The following is a 24398-nucleotide window of genomic DNA, read 5'->3' as shown; positions in this document are numbered from 1 at the left end:
AAGCAATCCGTTTGCTCTTGACTCCCGATTGGGAGTGTCATGAAGGTGAAGCTTCATGGCGAGGGCGATCAACAAAAACAAGAAGCCCGAAACCAATAATAAAAATAGAGCACGCAACTACTTCTGGGGGAGCTTCGGCTCCCCTTGTAGTTTCTGGTAAATAGCTACGAACTCGACGCTCAAAGGCTTCTGGCGCAAAGCCTGCAGCTTGTTCCTACACCATCCCCCGACTAAATGCTAGAATCCCCGCCCATCATGCGGTCATTCTTCGTTATGGCCGAACATTCCTTCAAACAGTGCATCCCATGCTGAAGAAGTTGTTCCAGTCATTCCGTTCTCCCTTGCGTCGTACGCAACACAAACGCAGCACGCCTGAAGTGCTCAATAGCAGCCAACATTCGCTGCAACGCGCTCAGTTCAGCCGTTATGCGGTGAATATCGTCGAACGTTTGCAGAACGCCGGTTACCAGGCCTATCTGGTCGGCGGTTGCGTACGCGACATGCTACTTAATATCACGCCCAAGGATTTCGACGTCGCCACCAGTGCCACGCCTGAACAGGTGCGCGCCGAGTTTCGCAATGCGCGCATCATCGGCCGCCGCTTTAAGCTGGTGCACATCCATTTCGGGCGCGAAATCATCGAAGTCGCAACGTTCCGCGCCGGCCATCCGCAAAACGATGAAGAGGAAGACACCAATCAGTCCTCCCGCAACGAGAGCGGTCGCATCCTGCGTGACAACGTTTATGGCACCCTGGAAGAAGACGCGCAACGCCGCGACTTCACCATCAATGCCCTGTACTACGACCCGGTCAGCGAACGCATCCTCGATTACGCCAACGGCGTACACGACATCCGCAACAACCTGATCCGCCTCATCGGCGACCCGACGCAACGCTACCAGGAAGACCCGGTACGTATGCTGCGGGCCGTGCGCTTTGCCGCCAAGCTCAACTTCGGCATCGAGAAGCATACCGCTGCGCCGATTCGCGAATTGGCGCCCATGCTGCGGGAAATTCCCTCGGCACGTCTGTTCGAAGAAGTGCTCAAGCTGTTCCTCTCGGGCTACGCCGCCGACACGTTCGAGATGCTCGTCGACCTGCAGTTGTTCGACCCTCTGTTCCCGGCCAGCGCCGAAGCATTGGAATACAACCCAACCTATACCCACACGCTGATCAGCGAAGCGCTGATCAACACCGACCTGCGCATCAAGCAGAACAAACCGGTCACCCCGGCGTTCCTGTTTGCCGCCCTGTTGTGGCCAGCCCTGCCAAAACGTGTACTGCGTTTGCAGGACCGTGGCATGCCGCCGATTCCGGCCATGCAGGAAGCCGCTCACGAACTGATTGCCGAACAGTGCCAGCGCATCGCCATTCCAAAGCGCTTCACCATGCCGATCCGAGAGATCTGGGACATGCAGGAGCGCCTGCCGCGCCGCAGCGGAAAACGCGCCGACCTGCTGTTGGACAACCCACGCTTCCGCGCCGGCTACGATTTCCTGCTGCTGCGCGAAAGCGCCGGCGAACAGACCGACGGCCTGGGCGAATGGTGGACCGATTACCAGGACGCCAATGACAGCGAGCGTCGCGAGATGATTCGTGAGCTGGGCAGCAAAGGTGAAGCAACCGGCGAAGGGCCGAAGAAGCGCCGGCGCAGCGGTACCAAGCGCAAGCGCAGCGCAGCCGATGCCTCGGGCGCCGCAGGCGAATAAACGTGGAACGCATCTACATCGGCATGGGCAGCAACCTGGCCGCCCCGGACCAGCAATTGCGCAGCGCTATCCAAGCGCTGGCTCAGTTGCCAGGCACTTGCGTCGCGGGTGTGTCCGCCTTTTACCAAAGTGACTCCCTGCTCCCTGGCCAACCGCGCTACACCAACGCGGTTGCCGCCCTGGACAGCAGCCTTGCGCCTCTCGACTTGCTGGATGCGCTGCAAGCCATCGAAAACGACCAAGGCCGCGAGCGCCTGGAGCGTTGGGGCCCACGCACGCTTGACCTGGACATTCTGCTGTTTGGCGATCGCCTGATCGATGAACCGCGCCTGAAGGTGCCCCACTACCAGATGCACCTGCGTGCGTTTGTGTTGTATCCGCTGGCCGAACTGGCGCCCGCGGCATTGCAACTGCCGGATGGCACATGCCTCGGTGCCCTGCTTGAAGCCTGCCCGTTTGTCGGCCTGGAACGCCTTCGCGCTGCTGAATCGCATCAGTAACAGCGGTAACACCCCCGTCGTAACAATGCGGTAACACATCCAATTGACTTCCCGTGTCCTCCTCACGACTATAGGCGTCCCGCTGCCGCCAACCCGGCGCTAAAGGGCGCAATCCAGGCCTTATAAGCACTGCTCTCAAGACGGTGCGCCTGTATAAACGAAGACTCACGCGCGTTACTCGCTGTTTCCAAGCGCCTGAACGAGGACCCTTTTCATGCCAGACATTACCCTGACCACCTTGCAGAGCCTCAAGCTCAAAGGTGAAAAAATCACCATGCTGACCTGCTATGACGCCACCTTCGCCAACGCCTGCTGCCAGGCTGGGGTTGAAGTGTTATTGGTAGGCGACTCCCTGGGCATGGTTCTTCAAGGGAATGACAGCACCCTGCCCGTGACCACCGATGAACTCGCCTACCACACCGCCAGCGTCAAGCGCGGCAATGAGGGCGCGTTCATCATCGCCGACCTGCCGTTCATGGGCTATGCCACGCTTGAACAGACCTTCCTGAACGCCGGCAAACTCATGCAGGCCGGCGCGCACATGATCAAGGTGGAAGGTGCCGTATGGCTTGCCGAATCGATCCGCCTGCTGGCTGAACGCGGCGTGCCGGTGTGTGCGCACATGGGCCTTACGCCGCAGTCGGTGAACATCCTCGGCGGCTATAAAGTGCAAGGTCGCAATGAAGCCCAGGCGCGCCAGATGCGTGCCGATGCCATCGCCCTGGAGCAAGCGGGCGTGGCGATGATCCTGCTTGAGTGTGTGCCCAGCGAATTGGCCGCAGAAATCACCCAGGCCGTTAAGGTGCCGGTGATCGGTATTGGCGCAGGCTCGGCAACGGATGGCCAGGTGCTGGTATTGCACGACATGCTCGGCCTGTCGATCACCGGCCGCGTGCCGAAGTTCGTGAAGAACTTCATGACCGGCCAGGACAGCATCCATGCTGCGTTGAGTGCTTACGTCGCTGAAGTCAAAGGCGTGACCTTCCCAGGCGCCGAACACGGATTCTCTGCATGAACACCGTAAAAACCGTACGCGAACTACGCGCTGCCGTCGCCCACGCCCGCAAAGCCGGCAAACGCATCGGCTTCGTGCCCACCATGGGCAACCTGCACAGCGGCCATGCGACCCTGGTGAACAAGGCGGTGCAGCAGGCCGACTTTGTCGTCGCGAGCATCTTCGTCAACCCGCTGCAATTTGGCGCCGGCGAAGACTTGGACAAATACCCCCGCACCCTCGCCGCCGACCAGGAAAAACTCCTGCAAGCCGGGTGCAACCTGCTGTTCGCGCCCACCGTCGAAGAAATGTACCCCGGCGGCATGACCGGCCAGACCCGCGTCAGCGTTCCGCAATTGTCCGAAGGCTTGTGCGGCGCCAGCCGTCCCGGGCACTTCGAAGGCGTGGCCACGGTGGTCAGCAAGCTGTTCAACATGGTGCAGCCGGACATCGCGGTGTTTGGCCAAAAGGACTACCAGCAACTGGCGGTGATCCGCGCCATGGTCCACGACCTGAACATGCCGATCCAGATCATCGGCGAACCTACCGTGCGCGCCGACGACGGCCTCGCGCTGTCTTCACGCAATGGCTTTCTCAGCGAAGAGCAACGTGCGATTGCGCCGGTGCTGTTTCGCAGCCTCAGCCAGATTGCCGCCGCCATCAAGGACGGTGACCTCGATTTCGCCAAATTGCGCGCGCAACAGGTACAACAGATCCAAGCCGCCGGACTGCGCCTGGACTACCTGGAAGTTCGCCAAGGCCTGCACCTGCGCCCCGCCACGCCTGAAGATCGGGACATTGTGATTCTGGTCGCGGCCTTTCTGGGTACGACCCGCCTCATCGACAACTTGCACCTGAACCTCAACTGACCCCCTCCGAACAGCTCGCCTGTTGCCCTGAATGCTGCGCCGGTATAAAAAAGTACCGGCCACAGCGCAGACAAAGCCAAGACATATCGACACGCTAGGTTTAATGTAATCGCCCGGCGCTAAGGTTAGCGCTGTCTGGAACCCAATCCTTGATAGAAAGACTGGATGTTCCGGACTTTGAAGTGTCCTAAAGGCAGTCCCCGTAATAAAAGGAAACCCGCAGCGATGGCGTACTACCGCACCCCTCATGACGTTACCGCTCTGCCCGCCTGGCAAGCGCTTAACCAACACCGCCAAGCCATGCAGGATTTCAGCATGCGCGAAGCGTTCAATGCCGATCCCCAGCGCTTCTCCCAGTTCACCTTGAGCAGCTGCGGACTTTTCCTCGATTACTCAAAAAACCTGATTACCAGCGAAACCCGCGACCTGCTGGTGGGTTTGGCCAAGGAAGTCGGTCTGAAAGACGCGATCGATTCGCTGTACGCCGGCGAGCCGGTCAACTCGTCCGAAGGCCGCCCTGCCCTGCACACCGCCCTGCGCCGCCCGGTGGGCGACAAGCTGTCGGTAAACGGCGTGAACATCATGCCGGACGTGCATAAGGTGCTGAACCAGATCACCGATCTGGTCGGCCGCATCCACGATGGTCTGTGGCGTGGCTACACCGAAAAGCCGATTACCGACGTGGTGAACATCGGCATTGGTGGTTCGTTCCTCGGCCCGGAGCTGGTCTCTGAAGCGCTGTTGTCCTACGCCCATAAAGGCGTGCGCTGCCACTACCTGGCGAACATCGACGGCAGCGAGTTCCACGAGCTGACCATGAAGCTGCGCGCCGAGACCACGCTGTTTATCGTCTCGTCGAAATCCTTCAACACCCTGGAAACCCTGAAAAACGCCCAGGCCGCCCGCGCCTGGTATCTGGCCCAGGGTGGCTCGGAAGCCGAGTTGTACCGCCACTTTATCGCCGTATCGAGCAACAACGCGGCAGCCGTGGCGTTCGGCATCCGTGAAGAAAACATCTTCCCGATGTGGGACTGGGTCGGCGGCCGCTACTCGCTGTGGTCGGCCATCGGCTTGCCAATCGCCCTGGCCATTGGCATGTCCAACTTCAAGGAACTGCTGTCCGGTGCCTACACCATGGACCAGCATTTCCAGAACGCGCCGTTCGAGCAAAACATGCCCGTGTTGCTGGGCCTGCTGGGTGTCTGGTACGGCAACTTCTGGGGCGCGCAGAGCCATGCGATCCTGCCGTACGACCACTACCTGCGTAACATCACCAAACACTTGCAACAGTTGGACATGGAATCCAACGGCAAGAGCGTGCGCCAGGACGGTAAACCGGTGTCCACCGACACCGGCCCGGTGATCTGGGGGGGCGTGGGCTGCAACGGTCAGCACGCGTACCACCAACTGCTGCACCAAGGCACCCAACTGATCCCGGCCGACTTCATCGTGCCGATCGTCAGCTTCAACCCGGTGTCCGACCACCATCAGTGGCTGTACGCCAACTGCCTGTCGCAAAGCCAGGCGCTGATGCTCGGCAAGACCCGCAGCGAAGCCGAAGCCGAGCTGCGCGACAAGGGCATCGCCGAAGACGACGTGCAGAAGCTCGCCCCGCACAAGGTGATCCCGGGCAACCGTCCAAGCAACACCCTGGTGGTAGAGCGCATCAGCCCACGTCGCCTGGGCGCGCTGGTGGCAATGTATGAGCACAAGGTGTTCGTGCAGAGCGTGATCTGGGGCATCAATGCCTTCGACCAATGGGGCGTTGAGCTGGGCAAAGAGCTGGGCAAGGGCGTGTACAACCGCCTGACCGGCGCTGAAGAAACCTCAGCCGAGGATGCCTCGACCCAGGGCCTGATCAACTACTTCCGCGGTCGTCACCGCGGCTGATGCAGGTAACGCAAGGCCAACATCCGTTTGGACGTTGGCCTTGAACCCTCCTCCCACAGGGTGCATCTTTATCACTTGTCGCAAAAACAAGAATAAGGATCGCTCATGTTCGATATCAGCACGTTTCCAACCGCCGATGCCGTCCGCCGGGCTGCGCAACTCAGTCAAGAGGACTACCAGCGCCTCTATCGTCAATCCATCGAGCAACCCGATACCTTCTGGGGCGAACAGGCCAAGGGCTTTCTCGACTGGATAACCCCCTGGCACACCGTTCAACACTCGGATATCCACACCGGCGCAGCCCAATGGTTTGCCGGCGGCCAACTGAACGTCAGCTACAACTGCATCGACCGTCACCTGGCGCAACGCGCCGATCAAGTGGCCTTCATCTGGGAGGGCGACGATCCGACAAAGTCTGCCAAAATCACCTACCGCCAACTGCACCACAACGTTTGCCGCCTGGCCAATGTGCTGAAAAGCCGTGGCGTGAAGAAAGGCGACCGCGTGTGCATCTACATGCCGATGATCCCGGAAGCGGCCTACGCCATGCTGGCCTGCACGCGGATTGGCGCGGTGCATTCGGTGGTGTTCGGGGGCTTCTCGCCGGATGCCCTGCGCGACCGCATCCTCGATGCCGACTGCCGCACCGTGATCACCGCCGATGAAGGCGTGCGCGGCGGTAAGCCAGTGGCCTTGAAAAAGAACGTCGACAAGGCCCTGGCAAGCTGCCCGGGGGTCAATACCGTGCTGATAGTGGAGCGTACCGGTGCGCCCTTGGACTGGAGCGAAGGCCGCGACCTCAAGTACCAGCAAGCCCTGGATGCCGCCAGCGATGACTGCCCCCCCGAGCCGATGGGCGCCGAAGACCCGCTGTTCATCCTGTACACCTCGGGTAGCACCGGTAAACCCAAGGGCGTGCTGCATACCACCGGCGGCTATCTGCTGCAGGCCGCGATGACCTTCAAGTACGTACTCGATTACCGTGATGGCGAAGTGTTCTGGTGTACGGCGGATGTGGGATGGGTCACCGGCCACAGCTATATCGTCTACGGCCCGCTGGCCAATGGCGCGACCTCGCTGATGTTCGAAGGCGTGCCGAGCTACCCGGACAGTTCGCGCTTCTGGCAGGTGATCGATAAACATCAGGTGAATATCTTCTACACCGCGCCCACCGCCCTGCGCGCCTTGATGCGTGAGGGCCACGGCCCGCTGGAGAACACCTCCCGCGCCAGCCTGCGGCTGCTCGGCAGTGTGGGTGAGCCGATCAACCCGGAGGCCTGGGACTGGTATTTCAATGCGGTAGGCGAACAGCGCTGCCCGATTGTGGACACCTGGTGGCAGACCGAAACCGGCGGCATCATGCTCAGCCCACTGGTCAGCGCCCAACGGATCAAACCGGGTTGCGCGACCCAACCGATGTTTGGCGTACAGCCTGTGCTGCTGGATGAGCACGGCAAAGCAATCAGCGGCGCCGGCAGCGGCGTACTCGTCATCAAAGCCAGCTGGCCGGGGCAGATCCGCAGCGTCTATGGTGACCCGCAGCGCATGGTCGACACTTATTTCAAACCCTACCCCGGCTATTACTTCACCGGCGATGGCGCGCGCCGCGACGAGGACGGCGACTACTGGATCACCGGACGCATCGATGATGTGATCAACGTGTCCGGCCACCGTATCGGCACGGCCGAGGTGGAAAGCGCACTGGTGCTGCACGACCAGGTCGCCGAGGCCGCCGTGGTCGGCTACCCCCACGATGTCAAAGGCCAGGGCATCTACGCCTTCGTCACCCCGATGAATGGCGTGGAGCCCAGCGAAGCGCTGAAAAAACACCTGCTGGAACTGGTCAGCAAGGAAATCGGCAGCTTTGCCAAACCGGAACTGATTCAATGGGCACCGGCCTTGCCGAAAACCCGCTCCGGCAAGATCATGCGCAGGATTCTGCGCAAGATCGCCTGCAACGAACTGGACAGCCTCGGTGATACCTCAACCCTGGCCGACCCCAGCGTGGTGGACGGTCTTATCGACAAACGCCTGAACCGCTAGGAGACACCCCGAGTCGCCATGGAATTTATCCGCAGCCGTATCGAAACCCAGTTGATGAGCCTTACCGGTTTGTCACTGGGCCAACTGGACCTGGAAAACCCCAAGGGCGACCCCGGCCTGTTCGGACCGGATTCGGTCAGTTGGCAAGTGCATGGCGACTTCAGCAGCATGCTCATCGGCGGCATCAGCGCCTTGATGCTGCAAGCCTTGCACCCGCTGGCCCTGGCGGGCGTGTGGGACCATTCGAACTTTCGCCAGGACATGCTTGGGCGCTTGCGGCGCACATCACAGTTCATTTCCGGCACCACCTTCGGTTCGCGTAAGGACGCCGACTGGCTGATCGAAAAGGTGCGCACCATTCACTTGCAGGTAGTCGGCCATGCACCGGACGGGCGGCCATATGCGGCAAGCGACCCGGAACTGCTGACCTGGGTGCATGTTGCCGAAGTGAGCAACTTTCTGGCCGCTCACCTGCGCTACCGCAACCCCGGGCTTTCGGGGCGCGACCAAGACCGTTACTACAGTGAAATCGCCCTGGTGGCGGAACGCTTGGGCGCACGGCAAGTACCGCACTCACGGCAGGAAGTTTCCACTTACCTGGCACGCATCCGCCCGCAATTGCTGTGCGACGAGCGCAGCCGCGAAGTGCTGCGCCTGCTATTGAATGCGCCCGCGCCAAGTCCGCTGGCCAAGCCGTTTGGCGCATTAATGATGCAAGCCGGTATCGACCTGCTGCCGGACTGGGCCAGCGCCCTGCTCGACCAGCACCAAAGCCCGCTGCAGCGCCATCTGATTCGTGCCGGGGTCAAGCGCAGCGCGCCATTGTTGCGCTGGGCAATGCGCAATGGTTCGGTGCAACGGGCACACCGACGGATGGGGTTGATGTAGCCAAGGCCCCATAGCTGTTAAACTCCGCGCCCTCACTGCCCCCCTTACTTAGCAAGGCGCGCTCCATGTCTTCCTTGAATCAGGCGCTGCGCGCCGCCCTCGATCATCGCCAAGACCTGATCAGCGAACTGCACGCCCAGGGTACCGATTGTTATCGCCTGTTCCACGGCAGCCAGGAAGGCGCCGGCGGCCTGACCATCGACCGCTATGGCCCGCAGTTGCTGGTGCAAAGCTTTCACCAGTCGCTGGAAACCGCAGAGCTGCTGGACCTGCACCAACTGATCAACCAGTACATGGGTTTGGAATTACTGTTGGTGTACAACGACCGCTCCCGCGGCAACTCGCGGATCGATCGCGAAGACTCGGTGTACCGCGCAGAACCCGCCGCGCTGCAAGACCTGGTCGGTCACGAATGGGGCCTGAATTACCGCGTACGTGGGCGCCATGTCGGGCAAGACCCGCTGCTGTTTCTGGACCTGCGCAACACCCGCGGCTGGGTCAAAGCCCACAGCGCCGGCAAAAGCGTGCTGAACCTGTTCGCCTACACCTGCGGCGTGGGCCTGAGCGCAGCCGCCGGGGGCGCACGCGAGGTGTGCAACCTGGACTTCGCCGAAAGCAACCTGGCGGTCGGCCGTGAGAACGGCCTGCTCAACCCGCAGTTGCCGGCCATGGAGTTCGTGCAATCGGACTACTTCCCGGCGATTCGCCAGTTGGCCGGCTTGCCGATCACCCAGCGTCGAGGGCAGAAACTGCCGAGCTATCCGCGCCTGGAACAACGCCAATACGACCTGGTGCTGCTCGACCCACCCGCCTGGGCCAAGAGTGCATTCGGCACCGTCGACCTGTTGCGCGACTACCAGAGCCTGCTCAAGCCCGCCCTGCTCGCCACTGCCGACAACGGCGTGCTGATCTGCTGCAACAACCTGGCAAAAGTCAGCATGCACGAGTGGCGCGAACAGGTCCTGCGTTGCGCGGAAAAAGCCGGGCGACCGGTACGTGACTGGAAAATCATGACGCCGGGGGCGGATTTTCCTTCACTGGACCAGCAGCCTCCCCTGAAAACTCTGATACTTCAGCTGTAGGACTCTTCCCATAGGCTCGGTTCTTCGGAACCGAAAACCCGTGCCATACTCCAAGGCACTCTTGTTCGACATAGATGGCGCCGCCCCATGCCCAAAGGATTGATCCGCGCCACTGGCGCCTTGTTGACTGCCCTTGCTCTGTACAGCTTGCTGGGCTTTTTGATTCTGCCCGGCATCGCCCTTCGCGTTGCCAACCAACAGTTGGCCCATTACGCCACGACACCTGCACGCATCGAGCGTATCGAACTCAACCCATTCAGCCTGGAACTGACGCTCTGGGGCCTGAAAATCGGCGAACCCGGCAAGGAGCAGGTGGGTTTCGAACGGCTCTATGCCAACCTGCAGATCGACAGCCTGTGGACCCGCGCCCTGCACCTGGCTGACGTGCAACTGGACAAACCCAAGACCGAGCTGTTGTTCGACAAGAGCGGGAAGTTGAACCTGGCGCAGCTGTTCAAACTGCCACCAAGCGAACCAACGCCGACTGACCCCGATGCCAAGCCGTTCCCGCTGCGCATCGACAGCATCAAGCTGGCCGGCGGCTACGTGCATTTCGAAGACCTGCGCCCCAGCGAGCCCATCGAGTTCCTCTACGACACACTCGACTTCGAACTGAAGAACCTCAGCACCCTGCCCGAAGACAATGCCGACATGACCCTCGTGGCGGCAGGCCCTGAAGGCGGGCAGATCGACTGGAAGGGCAACTTCAGCCTGGTGCCGATCACCTCCGAAGGCACCTTGAAAGTCACCGGCGGCAAGATGAAAGCCTGGTGGCCCTACGTGCGCGACGCACTGCCTCTGGTACTGGAAGACGGCGTGCTCAATTTCAGCACCGAGTATAAATTCAGCCTGGCCAAACAAACCGAACTGAACCTGACCAACACCGCCGCCAGCATCGCGCCATTCGCCATCAAGGCACCGGATGGCCGTCCGCTGGTACGCCTGGAGCGTCTGGACGTCAGCGAAGCCTCCGTAGACCTGGCCAAGCAGCAGGTGCTAGTCGGCAAGATTCGCAGCAATAAGCTGGAAACCTGGGCCGCCCTTGAAGCCGATGGTCAACTGGATTGGCAAAAACTGTTCGCCAGCCAACCGAGCAAACCCGCCAAGGCGCCGGAGCCGGCGACGGCCCCCGCCACCGCTGACTCGCCAAAGCCCGAACCCGCTGCGCCAAGCAAACCCTGGCAAGTACTGCTCAAGGACGTACAGCTGCGCAACTATCAAGTGCACTTGGCTGACCGCCAGGCTAAGCCCGCTGTGGCACTGGAATTGGGCCCATTGAACGTCGATGTGCAGGACTTCGATAGCCTCAACCAGAACCCCTTCACACTCAAGATCGACAGCGGCGTGGGCAAGCAAGGCAAGCTCCAGGCCGCCGGCGTGGTCAACCTCAACCCAGTCAGCGCCAAACTGAAGGTCAATACCAAAGACATCGACCTGCGGGTTGCGCAGTCCTACATCAGCCCGTTTATCCGCCTGGAACTGCGTAGCGGTATGCTCGGCAGCGACCTCGACGTGAACCTGAAAAGCACCGCGCCACTGGCCTTGCAGATCACCGGCCGTGCGCAGGTCGACCAACTGCACACCCTTGATACGCTCAAGACCCGTGATTTTCTCAAATGGCAGCGGTTGGTCATCGAGGGCCTGAACTATCAACACGGGGACAGCCTGTCGATCGACAAGGTCAACCTGTTGCAACCTTATGCGCGCTTCATGATCAACGACGACCGCACCACCAACGTTGACGACTTGCTGATTCCGCAGCCGGCCGACAGTGGCGCCAAGTCGTCGAGCAAAGCCCCCGCGAGCAAAGAGAAGCCCCTGGGCATTCATATCGGGCAGGTTGCGATCAACGACGGTTCGGCCAACTTTGCCGACTTCAGCCTCACGCCCAACTTTGCCACGGCGATTCAACAGCTCAACGGCCAGATCGGCACCATTGACAGTCGCCAGAACAAACCGGCCAGCGTCGATATCAAGGGCAAGGTGGATCGCTATGCCCCGGTGACCATCAAAGGCAGCGTGAATCCGTTTGATCCTATGGCCGCGCTGGATATCGCCACCAGCTTCAAGCGCGTAGAGCTGACCACACTGACACCTTACTCCGGCAAATTCGCCGGCTTCCGTATCCGCAAGGGCCGTCTCAACCTCGACCTGCACTACGTGATCACCAAGGGCCAGCTGAAGGCCGAAAACAAAGTGGTGATCGAGCAGCTGCAACTGGGTGAGAAAGTCGACAGCGCCGATGCCGTGGATTTGCCGATTCGCCTGGCAATCGCCCTGCTCAAGGACACTGACGGCAAGATCTCCATCGAACTGCCGGTGAGCGGCGACCTGAATAACCCGCAATTCAGCGTGATGCCGATTGTGTGGCAGACCCTGCGCAACCTGGTGGCACGCGCGGCCACCGCGCCGTTCAAGTTTATCGGCGGGCTGGTCACCGGCGGCGGCGCGGAGGACCTTGGCAACGTGTCATTCGCCGCCGGGTCCAGCGAATTGAACAAAGATGCCGAAGGCGCTCTTAACACGCTGGCCAAGGCGCTCAAGGAACGTCCTGCCCTGCGCCTGGAAATCGAAGGCACGGCCGCTGCCAGCAGCGATGGCCCCTTCCTGGCCGCCCAGCGACTGGAACGTGAATACCAATACAACTATTACAAGATGCTCCAGCGTCGCGGCGACAAGGTTCCGGCCCAGGCCTCGTTGCTGGAAGTTCCGGAAAGCGAAAAAGCACCGTTGCTCGAAGGTATCTTCCGGACCCGCGTGAAACAACAGCCCCCGGCCGAGTGGAAGGACCTGAGCCGTGACGACCGCACCGCCAAGCTGCGTGAAGGTGTGATCAAGTTCTGGAGCGGCAGCGATGTGCTGCTGCGCCAACTCGGCCAGGACCGTGCCAGCACCATCAAAGACTACCTGGTCGACAAGGGCCAACTGGAAGATGACCGGGTGTACTTCATCGATGCCAACCTGGGCCAGGCAGAGAAAGACGGCCGGGTGGTCACGCCGCTGCACCTGGACGCCGAATAACCGCCCCGCAATAGAACAGGCCCCGACACAAAGTGCCGGGGCCTGTAATGACCACATCCGTGTGGTCGGTCGCATGAACCTCAGAGGTGCATTGAGTGGATATCTAACTCACGCGCCGCCGCCGCTGTTTAGTTCAAACTCAGTGTCAAGCGTTACTCGGCTTTCAGACCGTCAGCCGATACAGCTTTAACGCCTTTGATTTTCTTGGTGATCGCTACAGCGGTGGCTTTCTGCGACTCCGTCACGGCAGTGGCGGACGACAGGGAAACCACGCCTTTATTGGTCTCGACCTTGATATCGGTGCCAGGAATACCCTTCTCGGTCACCAAGTCAGCTTTCACTTTGGTGGTAATCCAGGTGTCGCTGGTGGTCTCTTTGGCGTCATGGGCTGCGCCTTTGGTTTTGTCGATGCCGTCTGCTTTGGTAGCGCCGCCAGCCAGCAGGCCATCAGCGGATACGGCAGTCACACCTTTGATTTTTTTGGTGATCGCTACAGCAGTCGCTTTCTGCGCGTCCGAGATAGCTACGTCCGACGACAGGGAAACCACACCTTTGTTGGTCTCAACCTTGATGTCCGAACCTGGGATGCCTTTTTCAGTCAGCAGGTCGGCTTTGACTTTGGTGGTGATCCAGGTATCCGAAGTGGACTCTTTGGCTTTGGTCATTTCGCCAGCGGCCAGGGTCATTGGCGCTTGGGTAGGCTGAGCAAAGGCGGCGTTAGCCATGGCCAGGGTCAGGGCAGTAGCAGTTGCGGTAGCGAGAGCGAACTTCTTCATACGAGTAACTCCTGTTTTATTAAAAGTCTGCAGTGTGTGAACCTTGATGCTGCAGCGTTAACAGGGATATTGCAGGCAGTGTGCCAACTCCCAATCACCCATGAAAACCTTTTAAATCAACAGCTTACAAAAACCTGTGCTTTTTGAAATCGTGCAACTTGCATGAAGTGGATCGCGCCTGCATGCAAGTTGCGGGTTTTGCAGTGTATTAAGCGACTGATTTTTAGGCACTTTCCGGTCCCCATAAAAAAAGGACTCCGAAGAGTCCTTTTTTTCAGCTTGAGCTGTGGGGTGATTAAACGCCCGAAGCCTTGGCTGCTGCTACGTCCTTGATGGACAGCTTGATACGACCGCGGTTGTCCACGTCCAGTACCAGCACTTCCACTTCCTGGCCTTCTTTCAGAATGTCGGTCACTTTCTCAACGCGAGCGTCGCTCAGCATGGAGATGTGAACCAGACCGTCTTTGCCAGGCAGGATGTTGACGAATGCGCCGAAGTCGACGATGCGCTCAACCTTACCAACGTAGATCTTGCCGATTTCGGCTTCAGCGGTGATGCCCAGAACGCGCTGACGTGCTGCTTCAGCCGCTTCCTTGGTTTCGCCGAAGATCTTGATCGAGCCGTCGTCTTCGATGTCGATCGAAGCCTTGGTCTCTTCACAGATCGCACGAATGGTCGCGCCGCCTTTACCGATAACATCGCGGATTTTGTCGGTGTCGATTTTCATCGCGATCATGGTCGGAGCATTTTCCGACAGCTCGGTACGCGACTGACCAATGATCTGGTTCATCTGACCGAGGATGTTCAGGCGCGCTTCCAGGGCTTGGCCCAGGGCGATCTCCATGATTTCTTCGGTGATGCCCTTGATCTTGATGTCCATCTGCAGCGCGGTAACACCTTTAGCGGTACCGGCTACTTTGAAGTCCATGTCGCCCAGGTGGTCTTCGTCACCCAGGATGTCGGTCAGGATGGCGAACTTCTCGCCTTCTTTAACCAGGCCCATGGCGATACCGGCAACCGGTGCCTTCATCGGCACACCGGCATCCATCAGGGCCAGGGAAGCACCGCAAACGGAAGCCATGGAGCTGGAACCGTTGGACTCGGTGATTTCCGACACAACACGGATGGTGTACGGGAACACGTCAGCGGCAGGCAGCATGGCCTGGACCGAACGACGCGCCAAACGGCCGTGACCGATTTCGCGACGACCAGCACCGCCCATGCGACCACACTCGCCCACCGAGAACGGAGGGAAGTTGTAGTGCAGCATGAACGGGTCTTTTTTCTCGCCTTCCAGGGTGTCCAGCAGCTGTGCGTCACGGGCAGTACCCAGGGTCGCAACTACCAGAGCCTGAGTTTCGCCACGGGTGAACAGTGCCGAACCGTGAGTTTTCGGCAGAACGCCGACTTCGATGTTCAGCGGACGTACGGTGCGGGTGTCGCGACCGTCGATACGTGGCTTGCCGTTAACGATGTTCTCGCGAACGGTGCGGTATTCGATTTCACCGAATGCAGCTTTAACGTCGCTGGCCGAAGGCTGACCTTCTTCACCGGACAGTTTGGCTACAACCTGGTCTTTCAACTCGCCCAGGCGAGCATAACGGTCGGCCTTGACGGTGATGGTGTAGGCATCGGAGATGGCAGCGCCGAACTCGGAGCGGATAGCGCCCAGCAGTTCGGTGGCTTCCGGGGCAGCAGCCCAGGTCCAGGTTGGCTTGGCAGCTTCGGCAGCCAACTCGGTGACAGCCTTGATAACCGCTTGGAACTCGTCATGGGCAAACAGTACGGCGCCCAGCATCTGGTCCTCGGTCAGCTCTTTGGCTTCCGATTCAACCATCAGGACGGCTTCCGAGGTACCGGCAACGACCATGTCCAGGCTCGATGCTTTCAGTTGCTCGTAAGTCGGGTTCAGCAGGTAACCAGTGCTTTCGTGGAACGCAACGCGGGCAGCGCCAATCGGGCCATCGAAAGGAATGCCGGAGATGGCCAGGGCCGCCGAAGTACCGATCATCGCAGCGATGTCCGGATCAGTCTTCTTGCTGGTGGAAACGACGGTGCAGACAACCTGCACTTCGTTCATGAAGCCTTCTGGGAACAGCGGACGGATCGGACGGTCGATCAGTCGGGAAGTCAGGGTTTCTTTCTCGGAAGGACGGCCTTCGCGCTTGAAGAAACCGCCAGGGATCTTACCGGCAGCGTAAGTCTTTTCCTGGTAGTGAACGGACAGAGGGAAGAAGCCCTTGCTCGGGTCAGCGGTCTTGGCGCCAACAACGGTCACCAATACGGTCACGTCATCGTCAACGGTAACCAGCACTGCGCCGGAGGCTTGACGGGCGATACGGCCTGTCTCGAGGGTAACGGTCGACTGACCGAACTGGAATTTTTTGATAACCGGGTTCACGGTGTCCTACCTTCTTTGTGGCTCTTGGGGGAACGTGTCTTCTTGCGAAATTCTTGGGCAATGTCGGGAATCGGCCCAACCCTTGTCCAGGGGTAAAACATGCATCCAGATAAAACTTGAGGCTGGGAGCCTACCATGGGCCAACGGGAATCCCGATGACACACGGCAGACAACCAACCTCTAGCGCAATCGCTGATTAGCGACGCAGACCCAGGCGACCGATCAGAGTCTGATAACGACCCAGATCCTTGCCTTTCAGGTAGTCCAGCAGCTTACGGCGCTGGTTTACCATGCGGATCAGACCACGACGGGAGTGGTGGTCTTTACCGTTGGCCTTGAAGTGACCTTGCAGTTTGTTGATGTTGTGGGTCAGCAGTGCAACTTGCACTTCTGGCGAACCAGTGTCACCAACAGCTTGCTGATAGTCAGCTACGATTTGTGCTTTTTCTTGAACGTCGAGAGCCATGAGGCAATCCTTTTTTCAGGAAACCACCCAAAGGGCAGTTTCAACAGGCCAGGGACAAATCCCTGTATCTAAAAATGAGTAGTGACCGTGCCTGTTAACAGCCACACTCGTTCGGTCATTCTGACCGAATCAGTCGACGCGGCGCGATACGCCCGTCTTCGCTCACTTCACCGATACCGATAAAGCGACCGTTGTGATCCTGTACTCGCACCATGCCGAACTTCGGGGCATCCGGGGCGCGTACCGGCTGGCCGTTGAGCCAGTAGAACGCGCTGTGCTCCGAGAAGTGCAGCAATGGCCAATCGAGCAAACCGCTGTCCGAAGGCATCAGGAAGCGATCAACCGCTTCGTTGCCGCCTTCGGCGTGTACCGCCTCCAACTCTTCCAGCGTGACCGTCTGGGCCAAGGTGAAAGGACCGGCTTGTGTACGTCGCAGTTCGGCAACGTATGCGCCGCAGCCCAGTTGCTCACCAATATCCTCTACCAGGGTACGGATATAGGTGCCTTTGCTGCAGTCCACCGCCAATCGGGCAGTGTCACCCTCACAGGCGAGCAATTCCAGCCGGGCAATAGTAACAGAACGCGGTTCACGCTCCACCACTTCGCCTGCACGTGCCAGCTTGTAAAGAGGCTGCCCGTCGCGCTTGAGAGCCGAGTACATCGGCGGTATCTGGCTGATTTGCCCACGAAAAGCGGGTAAAGCCGCTTCGATATCAGCGCGACCAACGGTCACGTCGCGAACCTGCAAAACATCACCTTCGGCGTCCGCCGTGGTGGTGGTTTTGCCCAGTTGCATCAGGGTTTCGTAACCCTTGTCGGAATCGAGCAGGTATTGCGAGAACTTGGTAGCTTCGCCAAAGCACAACGGCAACACACCGGTGGCCAGGGGGTCGAGGCTGCCGGTGTGCCCGGCCTTCTCGGCATTGAGCAGCCAGCGAACCTTCTGCAAAGCGGCATTGGAGGTAAAGCCAATGGGCTTGTCGAGCAGAATAATGCCGCTGACGTTGCGACGGATACGTTTGACCTGAGCCACCGCTTACTCCTTGGCGTCTTCAGGTGTGGACGGATGTTGGCTGTCTTCAGCCACCGCACGCTCGATCAGTGCCGACAGGTGCGCCCCCCGCACGACGCTTTCGTCGTAGTGGAAGTGCAACTGAGGCACGCTGCGCAGCTTCATTTCACGGGCCAACTGCATGCGCAGGAAGCCTGCAGCCGAGTTGAGCACCTTGATGCTTTGCGCGATTTCTTCGCTGTTGTCCTGGCCCATCACGGTGATGAAGATTTTGGCGTGACCCACGTCACGGCTCACTTCAACGGCGGTGATGGTGACCAGGCCAACGCGCGGGTCTTTGACTTCGCGACGGATCAGTTGGGCCAGCTCACGCTGCATCTGATCGCCGATACGTTGGGTGCGGCTGTATTCTTTTGCCATGTCTTGTTACCTGTTACTGCCACATGGTGAAACCCATGGGGTCTGAAAGCGGCAAACGCCCGGCCTGACAAAAGCCAGACCGGGCGTTGCGTTTAGAGTCCTGACACGGCGCGGGGCATGTGCATGCCCACACGCTGCGTGGCTCCTGAAGTGCGCGAGTTAGAGGCTGCGAGCAACCTGGACCTTCTCGTACACTTCGATCTTGTCGCCAGCTTTGACGTCGTTGTAGCTCTTGACGCCAATACCGCATTCCATACCGGCACGCACTTCGGAAGCGTCATCCTTGAAGCGGCGCAGGGATTCCAGCTCGCCTTCAAAAATAACGATGTCTTCACGCAGTACACGGATTGGACGGTTACGGTGCACAACACCTTCGATAACCATGCAACCGGCGATCGCGCCGAACTTCGGCGAACGGAACACATCACGCACCTCGGCAACACCCAGGATATTTTCCCGAACGTCGCTGCCAAGCATACCGGTGAGGGCTTTCTTGACGTCTTCGATGATGTCGTAGATGACGTTGTAGTAACGCATATCCAGGCCTTCCTGCTCGACGATCTTGCGAGCGCCGGCATCGGCACGCACGTTGAAGCCGAACAGTACAGCGTTCGAAGCCAGTGCCAGGTTGGCGTCGGATTCGGTGATACCACCGACACCGCCACCCACCACACGCACTTGCACTTCGTCGTTACCCAGGCCGTTCAAGGCGCCGTTCAACGCTTCGAGAGAACCGCGGACGTCAGATTTGAGGACGATATTGAGCGTCTTCTTCTCTGCCTGACCCATGTTCTCGAAGATATTTTCCAGCTTGCCGGCGTGAGCACGAGCCAGTTTGACTTCGCGGAACTTGCCTTGACGGAACAGAGCCACTTCACGGGCTTTCTTCTCGTCCGCAACCACGCTCATCTCGTCGCCAGCGTCCGGGGTACCGTCCAGGCCGAGGATCTCGACAGGGATGGAAGGACCGGCCTCTTTGATCGGCTTACCGTTTTCGTCGAGCATGGCACGTACACGGCCGTAGTTCGAACCGACCAGAACCATGTCGCCTTGGCGCAGGGTACCGTCTTGAACCAGTACGGTAGCAACCGGGCCACGACCTTTGTCGAGACGCGATTCAACCACAACACCGCGGCCTGGGGCCGATGGGGTTGCCTTGAGTTCGAGTACTTCAGCTTGCAGCAGGACCGCTTCGAGCAGCTCGTCTACGCCGGTACCGACTTTGGCCGAGACCGAAACGAACGGCGTATCACCGCCCCACTCCTCAGAGGTCACACCGTGAACCGACAGTTCGCTACGGATGCGATCCAGATCGGCGCCCGGCTTGTCGATCTTGTTCACGGCAACAACCAATGGAACACCTGCGGCCTTGGCATGCTGGACAGCTTCAATGGTCTGCGGCATCACGCCGTCGTCCGCTGCAACTACCAGGATCACAATGTCAGTCGCCTTGGCACCACGGGCACGCATCGCGGTAAACGCGGCGTGACCTGGGGTGTCGAGGAAGGTGACCATGCCGCGCTCGGTTTCAACGTGGTAGGCACCGATGTGCTGGGTGATGCCGCCGGCTTCGCCCGCAGCTACCTTGGCACGACGGATATAGTCGAGCAGCGATGTCTTACCATGGTCAACGTGACCCATTACGGTCACAACTGGCGCACGAGAGAACGTCTCGCCTTCAAACTTCAGGGACTCGGCCAGGGAGTCTTCCAGGGCCGTGTCGCTGACCAGGGTCACTTTGTGGCCCAGCTCTTCGGCTACCAGTTGAGCAGTTTCCTGATCAAGCACCTGGTTGATGGTCGCTGGAGTACCCAGTTTGAACATGAACTTGATGATTTCAGCAGCCTTGACCGACATCTGGTTGGCGAGGTCGCCAACCGTGATGGTCTCGCCGATCTGCACATCACGCACGACAGGGCCGGTTGGGCTCTGGAAACCGTGGGCGTTGCGCTTTTTCAGTTTGGCCTTGCCGCGACCACCACGACGGAAGCCATCGCTTTCTTCGTCGGTAGTACGTGGAGCAACGCGTGGTGCGGGCGCTTTTTCTTTGACCGACGCACGATGCGGAGCGTTTTTGCGCTCGCCATCGCCACCACCGCCACGACGATTGTTATCGTCGGCACGTGGTTTGTCCGGGCGACGAGGTTCGTCGCGCTTGCGCGCATCGGCAGCAGGTGCCGGCGCAGCGGCAACCGGAGCGGCCTCGCGTACAGCCTCTGCAGGAGCGCCGGGCGCGGCGACCGCTTCAGTGGAAGCAGGTTGCGCAGCAGCAGGCTGGCGACGCGCTTCTTCTTCGGCGCGACGCTTGGCTTCTTCTTCAGCCTTCTGACGAGCAGCATTTTCTACTGCGCGACGTTCTTCCAGTTCGCGTTTGCGCTCGGCTTCGATTTCTTCCGGGCTGCGCTGTACGAAGACTTTCTTCTTGCGTACTTCAACGCTGATGCTTTTGCTACCAGCAACACGCAGGGTGCTGGTGGTTTTGCGCTGCAATGTAATCTTGCGCGGTTCTTCCACTTTCGCCTTGTGGCTGCTCTTCAAGTGAGTCAGCAAAGACTGCTTCTCACTATCGCTCACACCTTCATCGGCGGCGGTGTGCGGCAGACCTGCCTCACGCATCTGCTGCAACAGGCGCTCTACCGGTGTTTTGACCTCATCGGCCAGTTGTTTCACCGTGACTTGCGTCATGCACTTCTCTCCTCAGGCCGCGCCTAATTACTCGAACCAATGGGCTCGGGCGGCCATGATCAACTTGCCGGCACGATCATCGTCAATGCCGTCGATGTCGAGCAGATCGTCAATAGACTGCTCGGCCAGGTCTTCGCGGGTAATTACGCCGCGCACCGCCAGTTCCATCGCCAAATCCTTGTCCATACCCTCAAGCGAGAGCAGGTCTTCGGCCGGATGGGCGTCTGCCAGCTTTTCCTCAGTAGCGATGGCTTTGGTCAACAAACGATCCTTGGCCCGAGCGCGAAGCTCGTTGACGATATCCTCGTCAAAGCCGTCGATGTTGAGCATTTCCTCCACCGGTACGTAGGCAATCTCTTCCAGGCTGGTAAAGCCTTCGTCCACCAGCACCTGTGCCAGTTCTTCATCGACTTCAAGCTCTTCGATAAAGTTGCGCAGGATGTCGCCGGTTTCAGCTTGCTGCTTAGCCTGGATGTCCGATTCGGTCATCACGTTCAGGGTCCAACCGGTCAGTTGGCTGGCCAGACGCACGTTCTGACCACCACGACCAATGGCCTGAGCCAGATTGTCTGCGCCAACGGCGATGTCCATTGCATGGGCATCTTCGTCAACGATAATTGCCGCCACTTCAGCTGGCGACATGGCGTTGATCACGAACTGCGCCGGGTTATCGTCCCACAGGACGATGTCCACACGCTCACCACCCAACTCGCCCGACACGGCCTGGACGCGCGAACCGCGCATACCAATGCACGCGCCTTGCGGGTCGATGCGTTTGTCCTTGGAGCGAACCGCGATCTTGGCGCGCGAACCCGGGTCGCGGGACGCAGCCATGACTTCGATCAGGCCTTCGGCGATTTCCGGCACTTCGATACGGAACAGCTCGATCAGCATTTCCGGCGCAGTGCGCGACAGGATCAACTGAGGGCCACGGTTCTCGGTGCGGATTTCCTTGAGCAGCGCACGCAGACGCACGCCAACTCGGAAAGTTTCGCGAGAGATGATGTCTTCGCGAGCCAGCAACGCCTCAGCGTTGTTGCCCAGGTCAACGATCACGTTGTCGCGAGTTACTTTTTTCACGGTGCCGGAGATGATTTCACCCAGGCGTTCGCGATAGGCGTCAACGACTTGAGCGCGCTCGGCTTCGCGAACCTTTTGCACGATCACCTGCTTGGCGGTCTGTGCAGCAATACGGCCGAATTCGATCGACTCGATCTTTTCTTCGACGACGTCACCCACCTTGGCGCCCGGGTGCGTTTGCGCAACCTTGCTCGGCCAGGTCTCGATCGCCGGATCATCAAGATCGTCCTCTTCAACCACCGTCCAACGACGGAAAGTCTCATAGGCACCCGTGTGACGGTTGATTTCCACACGCAGATCTACTTCGTCTTCAAAACGTTTCTTGGTAGCAGTGGCCAGGGCCAGCTCCAACGCTTCAAAAATCACGCTTGCCGGTACGCCCTTTTCATTGGATACCGACTCAACAACCAGCAGTACTTCTTTGCTCATCGTACGCCTCGCCTTTCGCAAGCCATTGGATCCGCGGGATCCGCGTCTCAGTCAAAACTGGGAATAATGTTGGCCTTGTCGATCATATCGATCGGCAACAGGAACTCATGGTCTTCTACCTGCACCACGACATCCTGCTCTTCTACACCACGCAGAAGGCCCTGAAAGTTGCGTCGCCCCTCAAAGGGAGATCGCAGCTTGATCTTCACTTGTTCACCGGCAAATTTTGCAAACTGATCAATAGTGAACAGTGGGCGTTCCATGCCTGGCGAGGAAACTTCGAGGGTGTACTCAACGGCGATCGGATCTTCAACATCCAGGACACCGCTGATCTGACGGCTGACAATGGCACAATCGTCCACCAGCACGCCGCCCTCTTTATCGATATAAACGCGCAACATTGAGTGGCGACCTTGAGCCGAAAACTCAATACCCCAGCATTCATAGCCTAGGGCCACGACCACCGGGGCCAACAAGGCCTGCAACTCTTCTAGCTTGCTCGACACCTGAACCCCCTCGTGCATGTATGTGCATGCTGTGCAAAATAAAAAAATGGGCGAAACGCCCATCCTTGAAACGCCGTCGAATAGCGGCGTTGAAAGTGTCCAGCTAACAAAAAGCCCCTTAAAAGGGGCTCCGCTAAAACTGGTTGCGGGGGCCGGATTTGAACCGACGACCTTCGGGTTATGAGCCCGACGAGCTACCAGACTGCTCCACCCCGCGACAAAGCTGGGGCGGAAGTATACGACCGATCCCTTACAGGGTCAATGTAACCTTCCACCTACAAGAAAGCCCGCAACAGCGGGCTCTCCTGATAATTGGTACCGAGAAGGGGACTCGAACCCCTACACCCTATGGGCACAACCACCTCAAGGTTGCGTGTCTACCAATTCCACCACCTCGGCAATACAGCGTTTACAACCCTTCTTACTTCTGCTCTTGAGCTGGAGGCACGTCAGTCGCTGGAGTAGCCGACTTTTGCTCTTGAAGCACCGGGACATCATCAGAAGCCGGTTTTGCTTTTGGTACTTCCAACACTGCTGGGTTTGGCAAACCTGCCTGAGTCAGCACATGAGCTTTCTCTTTAGCAAAGTAACCTAACCCTAAGCTGGTTATGAAGAAACCGGCGGCAAGTATAGCAGTAAACTTACTAAGAAAGGTAGAGGAACCTTGGCTTCCGAACACAGTATTTGAAGCACCTGCACCGAAAGACGCACCAGCATCCGCACCTTTACCCTGTTGCAACAAAACCAGGGCAACTACGCCCAGGGCAGCCAACAGATGAAAAACGACTACGACTGTTTCCAGCATTTTTTCAGTTTCCCGCGGCGCGACAGATCGCACCGAACTCATCTGCATTCAGGGAGGCTCCACCAATGAGCCCCCCATCGATATCCGGCATGCCGAACAGTTCGACCGCATTGGCCGCCTTCACGCTGCCGCCGTATAGAAGACGCACACCTTGTGCGACTTCAGAATTCTCTGCCGCCAACTGAGCGCGAATGGCTGCATGCACATCCTGCGCTTGTTGTGGTGTAGCAGTCAGCCCGGTACCAATGGCCCAGACCGGCTCGTAAGCAATTACTGCCTTTGCAAACGCACCAACACCCAGCTCCTCGATAATGCTGCCAAGCTGACGCGAGACAACCTCAAGAGTTTTGCCCGATTCGCGCTGCTCAAGGGTTTCCCCTATGCACAACACCGGAATCAAGCCACAAGCCTGTGCCGCTGCGAACTTGCGATTGAGTGTCCCATCACGCTCGCCCATCATCTGACGGCGCTCGGAGTGCCCGACAAGCACATAGGAACAACCCGCATCAACCAGCTGACTCGGTGCAATCTCACCGGTCAAGGCACCTTGCATGGCTTCCACCGCAGAATTCTGCGCGCCGACCTGGATCGACTTACCTTTCAAGCCATCAACCACTTGGGTGATATGCAAGCAAGGCGGGAAAACCGCGATATCAACACCGCTAGGCAAGGCCAAGTGACGAAGGCCGTTGATCAGCTCAGCGACACTGGCGCGGGTACCGTGCATCTTCCAGTTACCAGCTACCATAGTGCGACGCATGCTGTACCTCGTCGGTCAAAGTGGGCGCAGATGTTACCCAACCACATCATCACTGGCAAGCC

19 protein-coding genes and 2 tRNA genes are annotated in these 24398 nt (G+C 59.0%); 9 read left to right on the top strand and 12 right to left on the bottom strand.

What is annotated here, in order from left to right:
• Nucleotides 1–305 precede the first annotated feature (305 nt).
• The 9 genes from AB4N98_RS16865 to AB4N98_RS16825 all read left to right on the top strand — a co-directional run bounded on the left by AB4N98_RS16865 (nucleotide 306) and on the right by AB4N98_RS16825 (nucleotide 12996).
• Nucleotides 306–1709 (top strand): polynucleotide adenylyltransferase PcnB, encoded by a 1404-nt coding sequence (locus AB4N98_RS16865; protein WP_017528779.1) that lies wholly within the window; start codon nucleotides 306–308, stop codon nucleotides 1707–1709.
• Between the two features lie 2 nt (nucleotides 1710–1711).
• On the top strand, nucleotides 1712–2209 hold the full coding sequence (folK, locus tag AB4N98_RS16860; RefSeq protein ID WP_017528780.1) for a 2-amino-4-hydroxy-6-hydroxymethyldihydropteridine diphosphokinase: 498 nt from the start codon (nucleotides 1712–1714) through the stop codon (nucleotides 2207–2209).
• A gap of 214 nt (nucleotides 2210–2423) precedes the next feature.
• Entirely contained in the window at nucleotides 2424–3224 is an 801-nt protein-coding gene (panB, locus tag AB4N98_RS16855) for a 3-methyl-2-oxobutanoate hydroxymethyltransferase (protein ID WP_017528781.1), read from the top strand.
• On the top strand, nucleotides 3221–4072 hold the full coding sequence (gene panC, locus AB4N98_RS16850; RefSeq protein ID WP_017528782.1) for a pantoate--beta-alanine ligase: 852 nt from the start codon (nucleotides 3221–3223) through the stop codon (nucleotides 4070–4072). Before panB ends, panC begins: the two co-directional genes overlap by 4 nt.
• Nucleotides 4073–4297: 225 nt before the next feature.
• Nucleotides 4298–5962: a glucose-6-phosphate isomerase gene (gene pgi, locus AB4N98_RS16845; RefSeq protein WP_017528783.1), complete on the top strand. Its 1665-nt coding sequence runs from the start codon at nucleotides 4298–4300 to the stop codon at nucleotides 5960–5962.
• Between the two features lie 105 nt (nucleotides 5963–6067).
• Nucleotides 6068–8005: an acetate--CoA ligase gene (acs, locus tag AB4N98_RS16840; protein ID WP_135196737.1), complete on the top strand. Its 1938-nt coding sequence runs from the start codon at nucleotides 6068–6070 to the stop codon at nucleotides 8003–8005.
• Between the two features lie 18 nt (nucleotides 8006–8023).
• The gene (locus AB4N98_RS16835) at nucleotides 8024–8893 is read left to right on the top strand and encodes an oxygenase MpaB family protein (protein WP_017528784.1); all 870 of its coding nucleotides are present in this window, start codon (nucleotides 8024–8026) and stop codon (nucleotides 8891–8893) included.
• A gap of 65 nt (nucleotides 8894–8958) precedes the next feature.
• Entirely contained in the window at nucleotides 8959–9975 is a 1017-nt protein-coding gene (locus tag AB4N98_RS16830; protein ID WP_065876791.1) for a class I SAM-dependent rRNA methyltransferase, read from the top strand.
• 87 nt (nucleotides 9976–10062) lie between these two features.
• The gene (locus tag AB4N98_RS16825; protein WP_017528786.1) at nucleotides 10063–12996 is read left to right on the top strand and encodes a DUF748 domain-containing protein; all 2934 of its coding nucleotides are present in this window, start codon (nucleotides 10063–10065) and stop codon (nucleotides 12994–12996) included.
• Between the two features lie 152 nt (nucleotides 12997–13148).
• On the opposite strand, the gene AB4N98_RS16820 is transcribed toward AB4N98_RS16825, so the two are convergent.
• The 12 genes from AB4N98_RS16820 to tpiA all read right to left on the bottom strand — a co-directional run bounded on the left by AB4N98_RS16820 (nucleotide 13149) and on the right by tpiA (nucleotide 24336).
• On the bottom strand, nucleotides 13149–13772 hold the full coding sequence (locus tag AB4N98_RS16820) for a BON domain-containing protein (RefSeq protein WP_017528787.1): 624 nt from the start codon (nucleotides 13770–13772) through the stop codon (nucleotides 13149–13151).
• A gap of 295 nt (nucleotides 13773–14067) precedes the next feature.
• Nucleotides 14068–16173 carry a polyribonucleotide nucleotidyltransferase gene (gene pnp / locus AB4N98_RS16815; RefSeq protein ID WP_017528788.1) on the bottom strand — a complete coding sequence of 702 codons (2106 nt, stop codon included), beginning with the start codon at nucleotides 16171–16173 and terminating at the stop codon, nucleotides 14068–14070.
• 196 nt (nucleotides 16174–16369) lie between these two features.
• Nucleotides 16370–16639 carry a 30S ribosomal protein S15 gene (rpsO, locus tag AB4N98_RS16810; RefSeq protein ID WP_003177875.1) on the bottom strand — a complete coding sequence of 90 codons (270 nt, stop codon included), beginning with the start codon at nucleotides 16637–16639 and terminating at the stop codon, nucleotides 16370–16372.
• Between the two features lie 115 nt (nucleotides 16640–16754).
• Nucleotides 16755–17672 (bottom strand): tRNA pseudouridine(55) synthase TruB, encoded by a 918-nt coding sequence (gene truB / locus AB4N98_RS16805; RefSeq protein WP_003176136.1) that lies wholly within the window; start codon nucleotides 17670–17672, stop codon nucleotides 16755–16757.
• Nucleotides 17673–17675: 3 nt separating this feature from the next.
• Nucleotides 17676–18071, bottom strand: coding sequence for a 30S ribosome-binding factor RbfA (gene rbfA, locus AB4N98_RS16800; RefSeq protein ID WP_003176137.1), 396 nt, complete (start codon nucleotides 18069–18071; stop codon nucleotides 17676–17678).
• Between the two features lie 159 nt (nucleotides 18072–18230).
• Nucleotides 18231–20756: a translation initiation factor IF-2 gene (infB, locus tag AB4N98_RS16795; protein ID WP_017528789.1), complete on the bottom strand. Its 2526-nt coding sequence runs from the start codon at nucleotides 20754–20756 to the stop codon at nucleotides 18231–18233.
• Nucleotides 20757–20783: 27 nt separating this feature from the next.
• Nucleotides 20784–22265 carry a transcription termination factor NusA gene (gene nusA, locus AB4N98_RS16790; RefSeq protein ID WP_017528790.1) on the bottom strand — a complete coding sequence of 494 codons (1482 nt, stop codon included), beginning with the start codon at nucleotides 22263–22265 and terminating at the stop codon, nucleotides 20784–20786.
• Between the two features lie 47 nt (nucleotides 22266–22312).
• Nucleotides 22313–22771, bottom strand: a complete 459-nt coding sequence (gene rimP, locus AB4N98_RS16785; RefSeq protein WP_032865935.1) for a ribosome maturation factor RimP — start codon at nucleotides 22769–22771, stop codon at nucleotides 22313–22315.
• 140 nt (nucleotides 22772–22911) lie between these two features.
• Nucleotides 22912–22988 (bottom strand) — tRNA-Met (locus AB4N98_RS16780).
• Between the two features lie 96 nt (nucleotides 22989–23084).
• Nucleotides 23085–23170, bottom strand: a tRNA-Leu gene (locus tag AB4N98_RS16775).
• 22 nt (nucleotides 23171–23192) lie between these two features.
• Nucleotides 23193–23576 carry a preprotein translocase subunit SecG gene (gene secG / locus AB4N98_RS16770; protein WP_003235031.1) on the bottom strand — a complete coding sequence of 128 codons (384 nt, stop codon included), beginning with the start codon at nucleotides 23574–23576 and terminating at the stop codon, nucleotides 23193–23195.
• Between the two features lie 4 nt (nucleotides 23577–23580).
• Nucleotides 23581–24336, bottom strand: a complete 756-nt coding sequence (tpiA, locus tag AB4N98_RS16765) for a triose-phosphate isomerase (RefSeq protein ID WP_015885920.1) — start codon at nucleotides 24334–24336, stop codon at nucleotides 23581–23583.
• Nucleotides 24337–24398: the final 62 nt, after the last annotated feature.

This window comes from Pseudomonas sp. S3_E10 (assembly GCF_054667615.1).
Note: the sequence above shows the minus strand (reverse complement) of the source record. Positions and strands in the feature narration are given on the sequence as shown.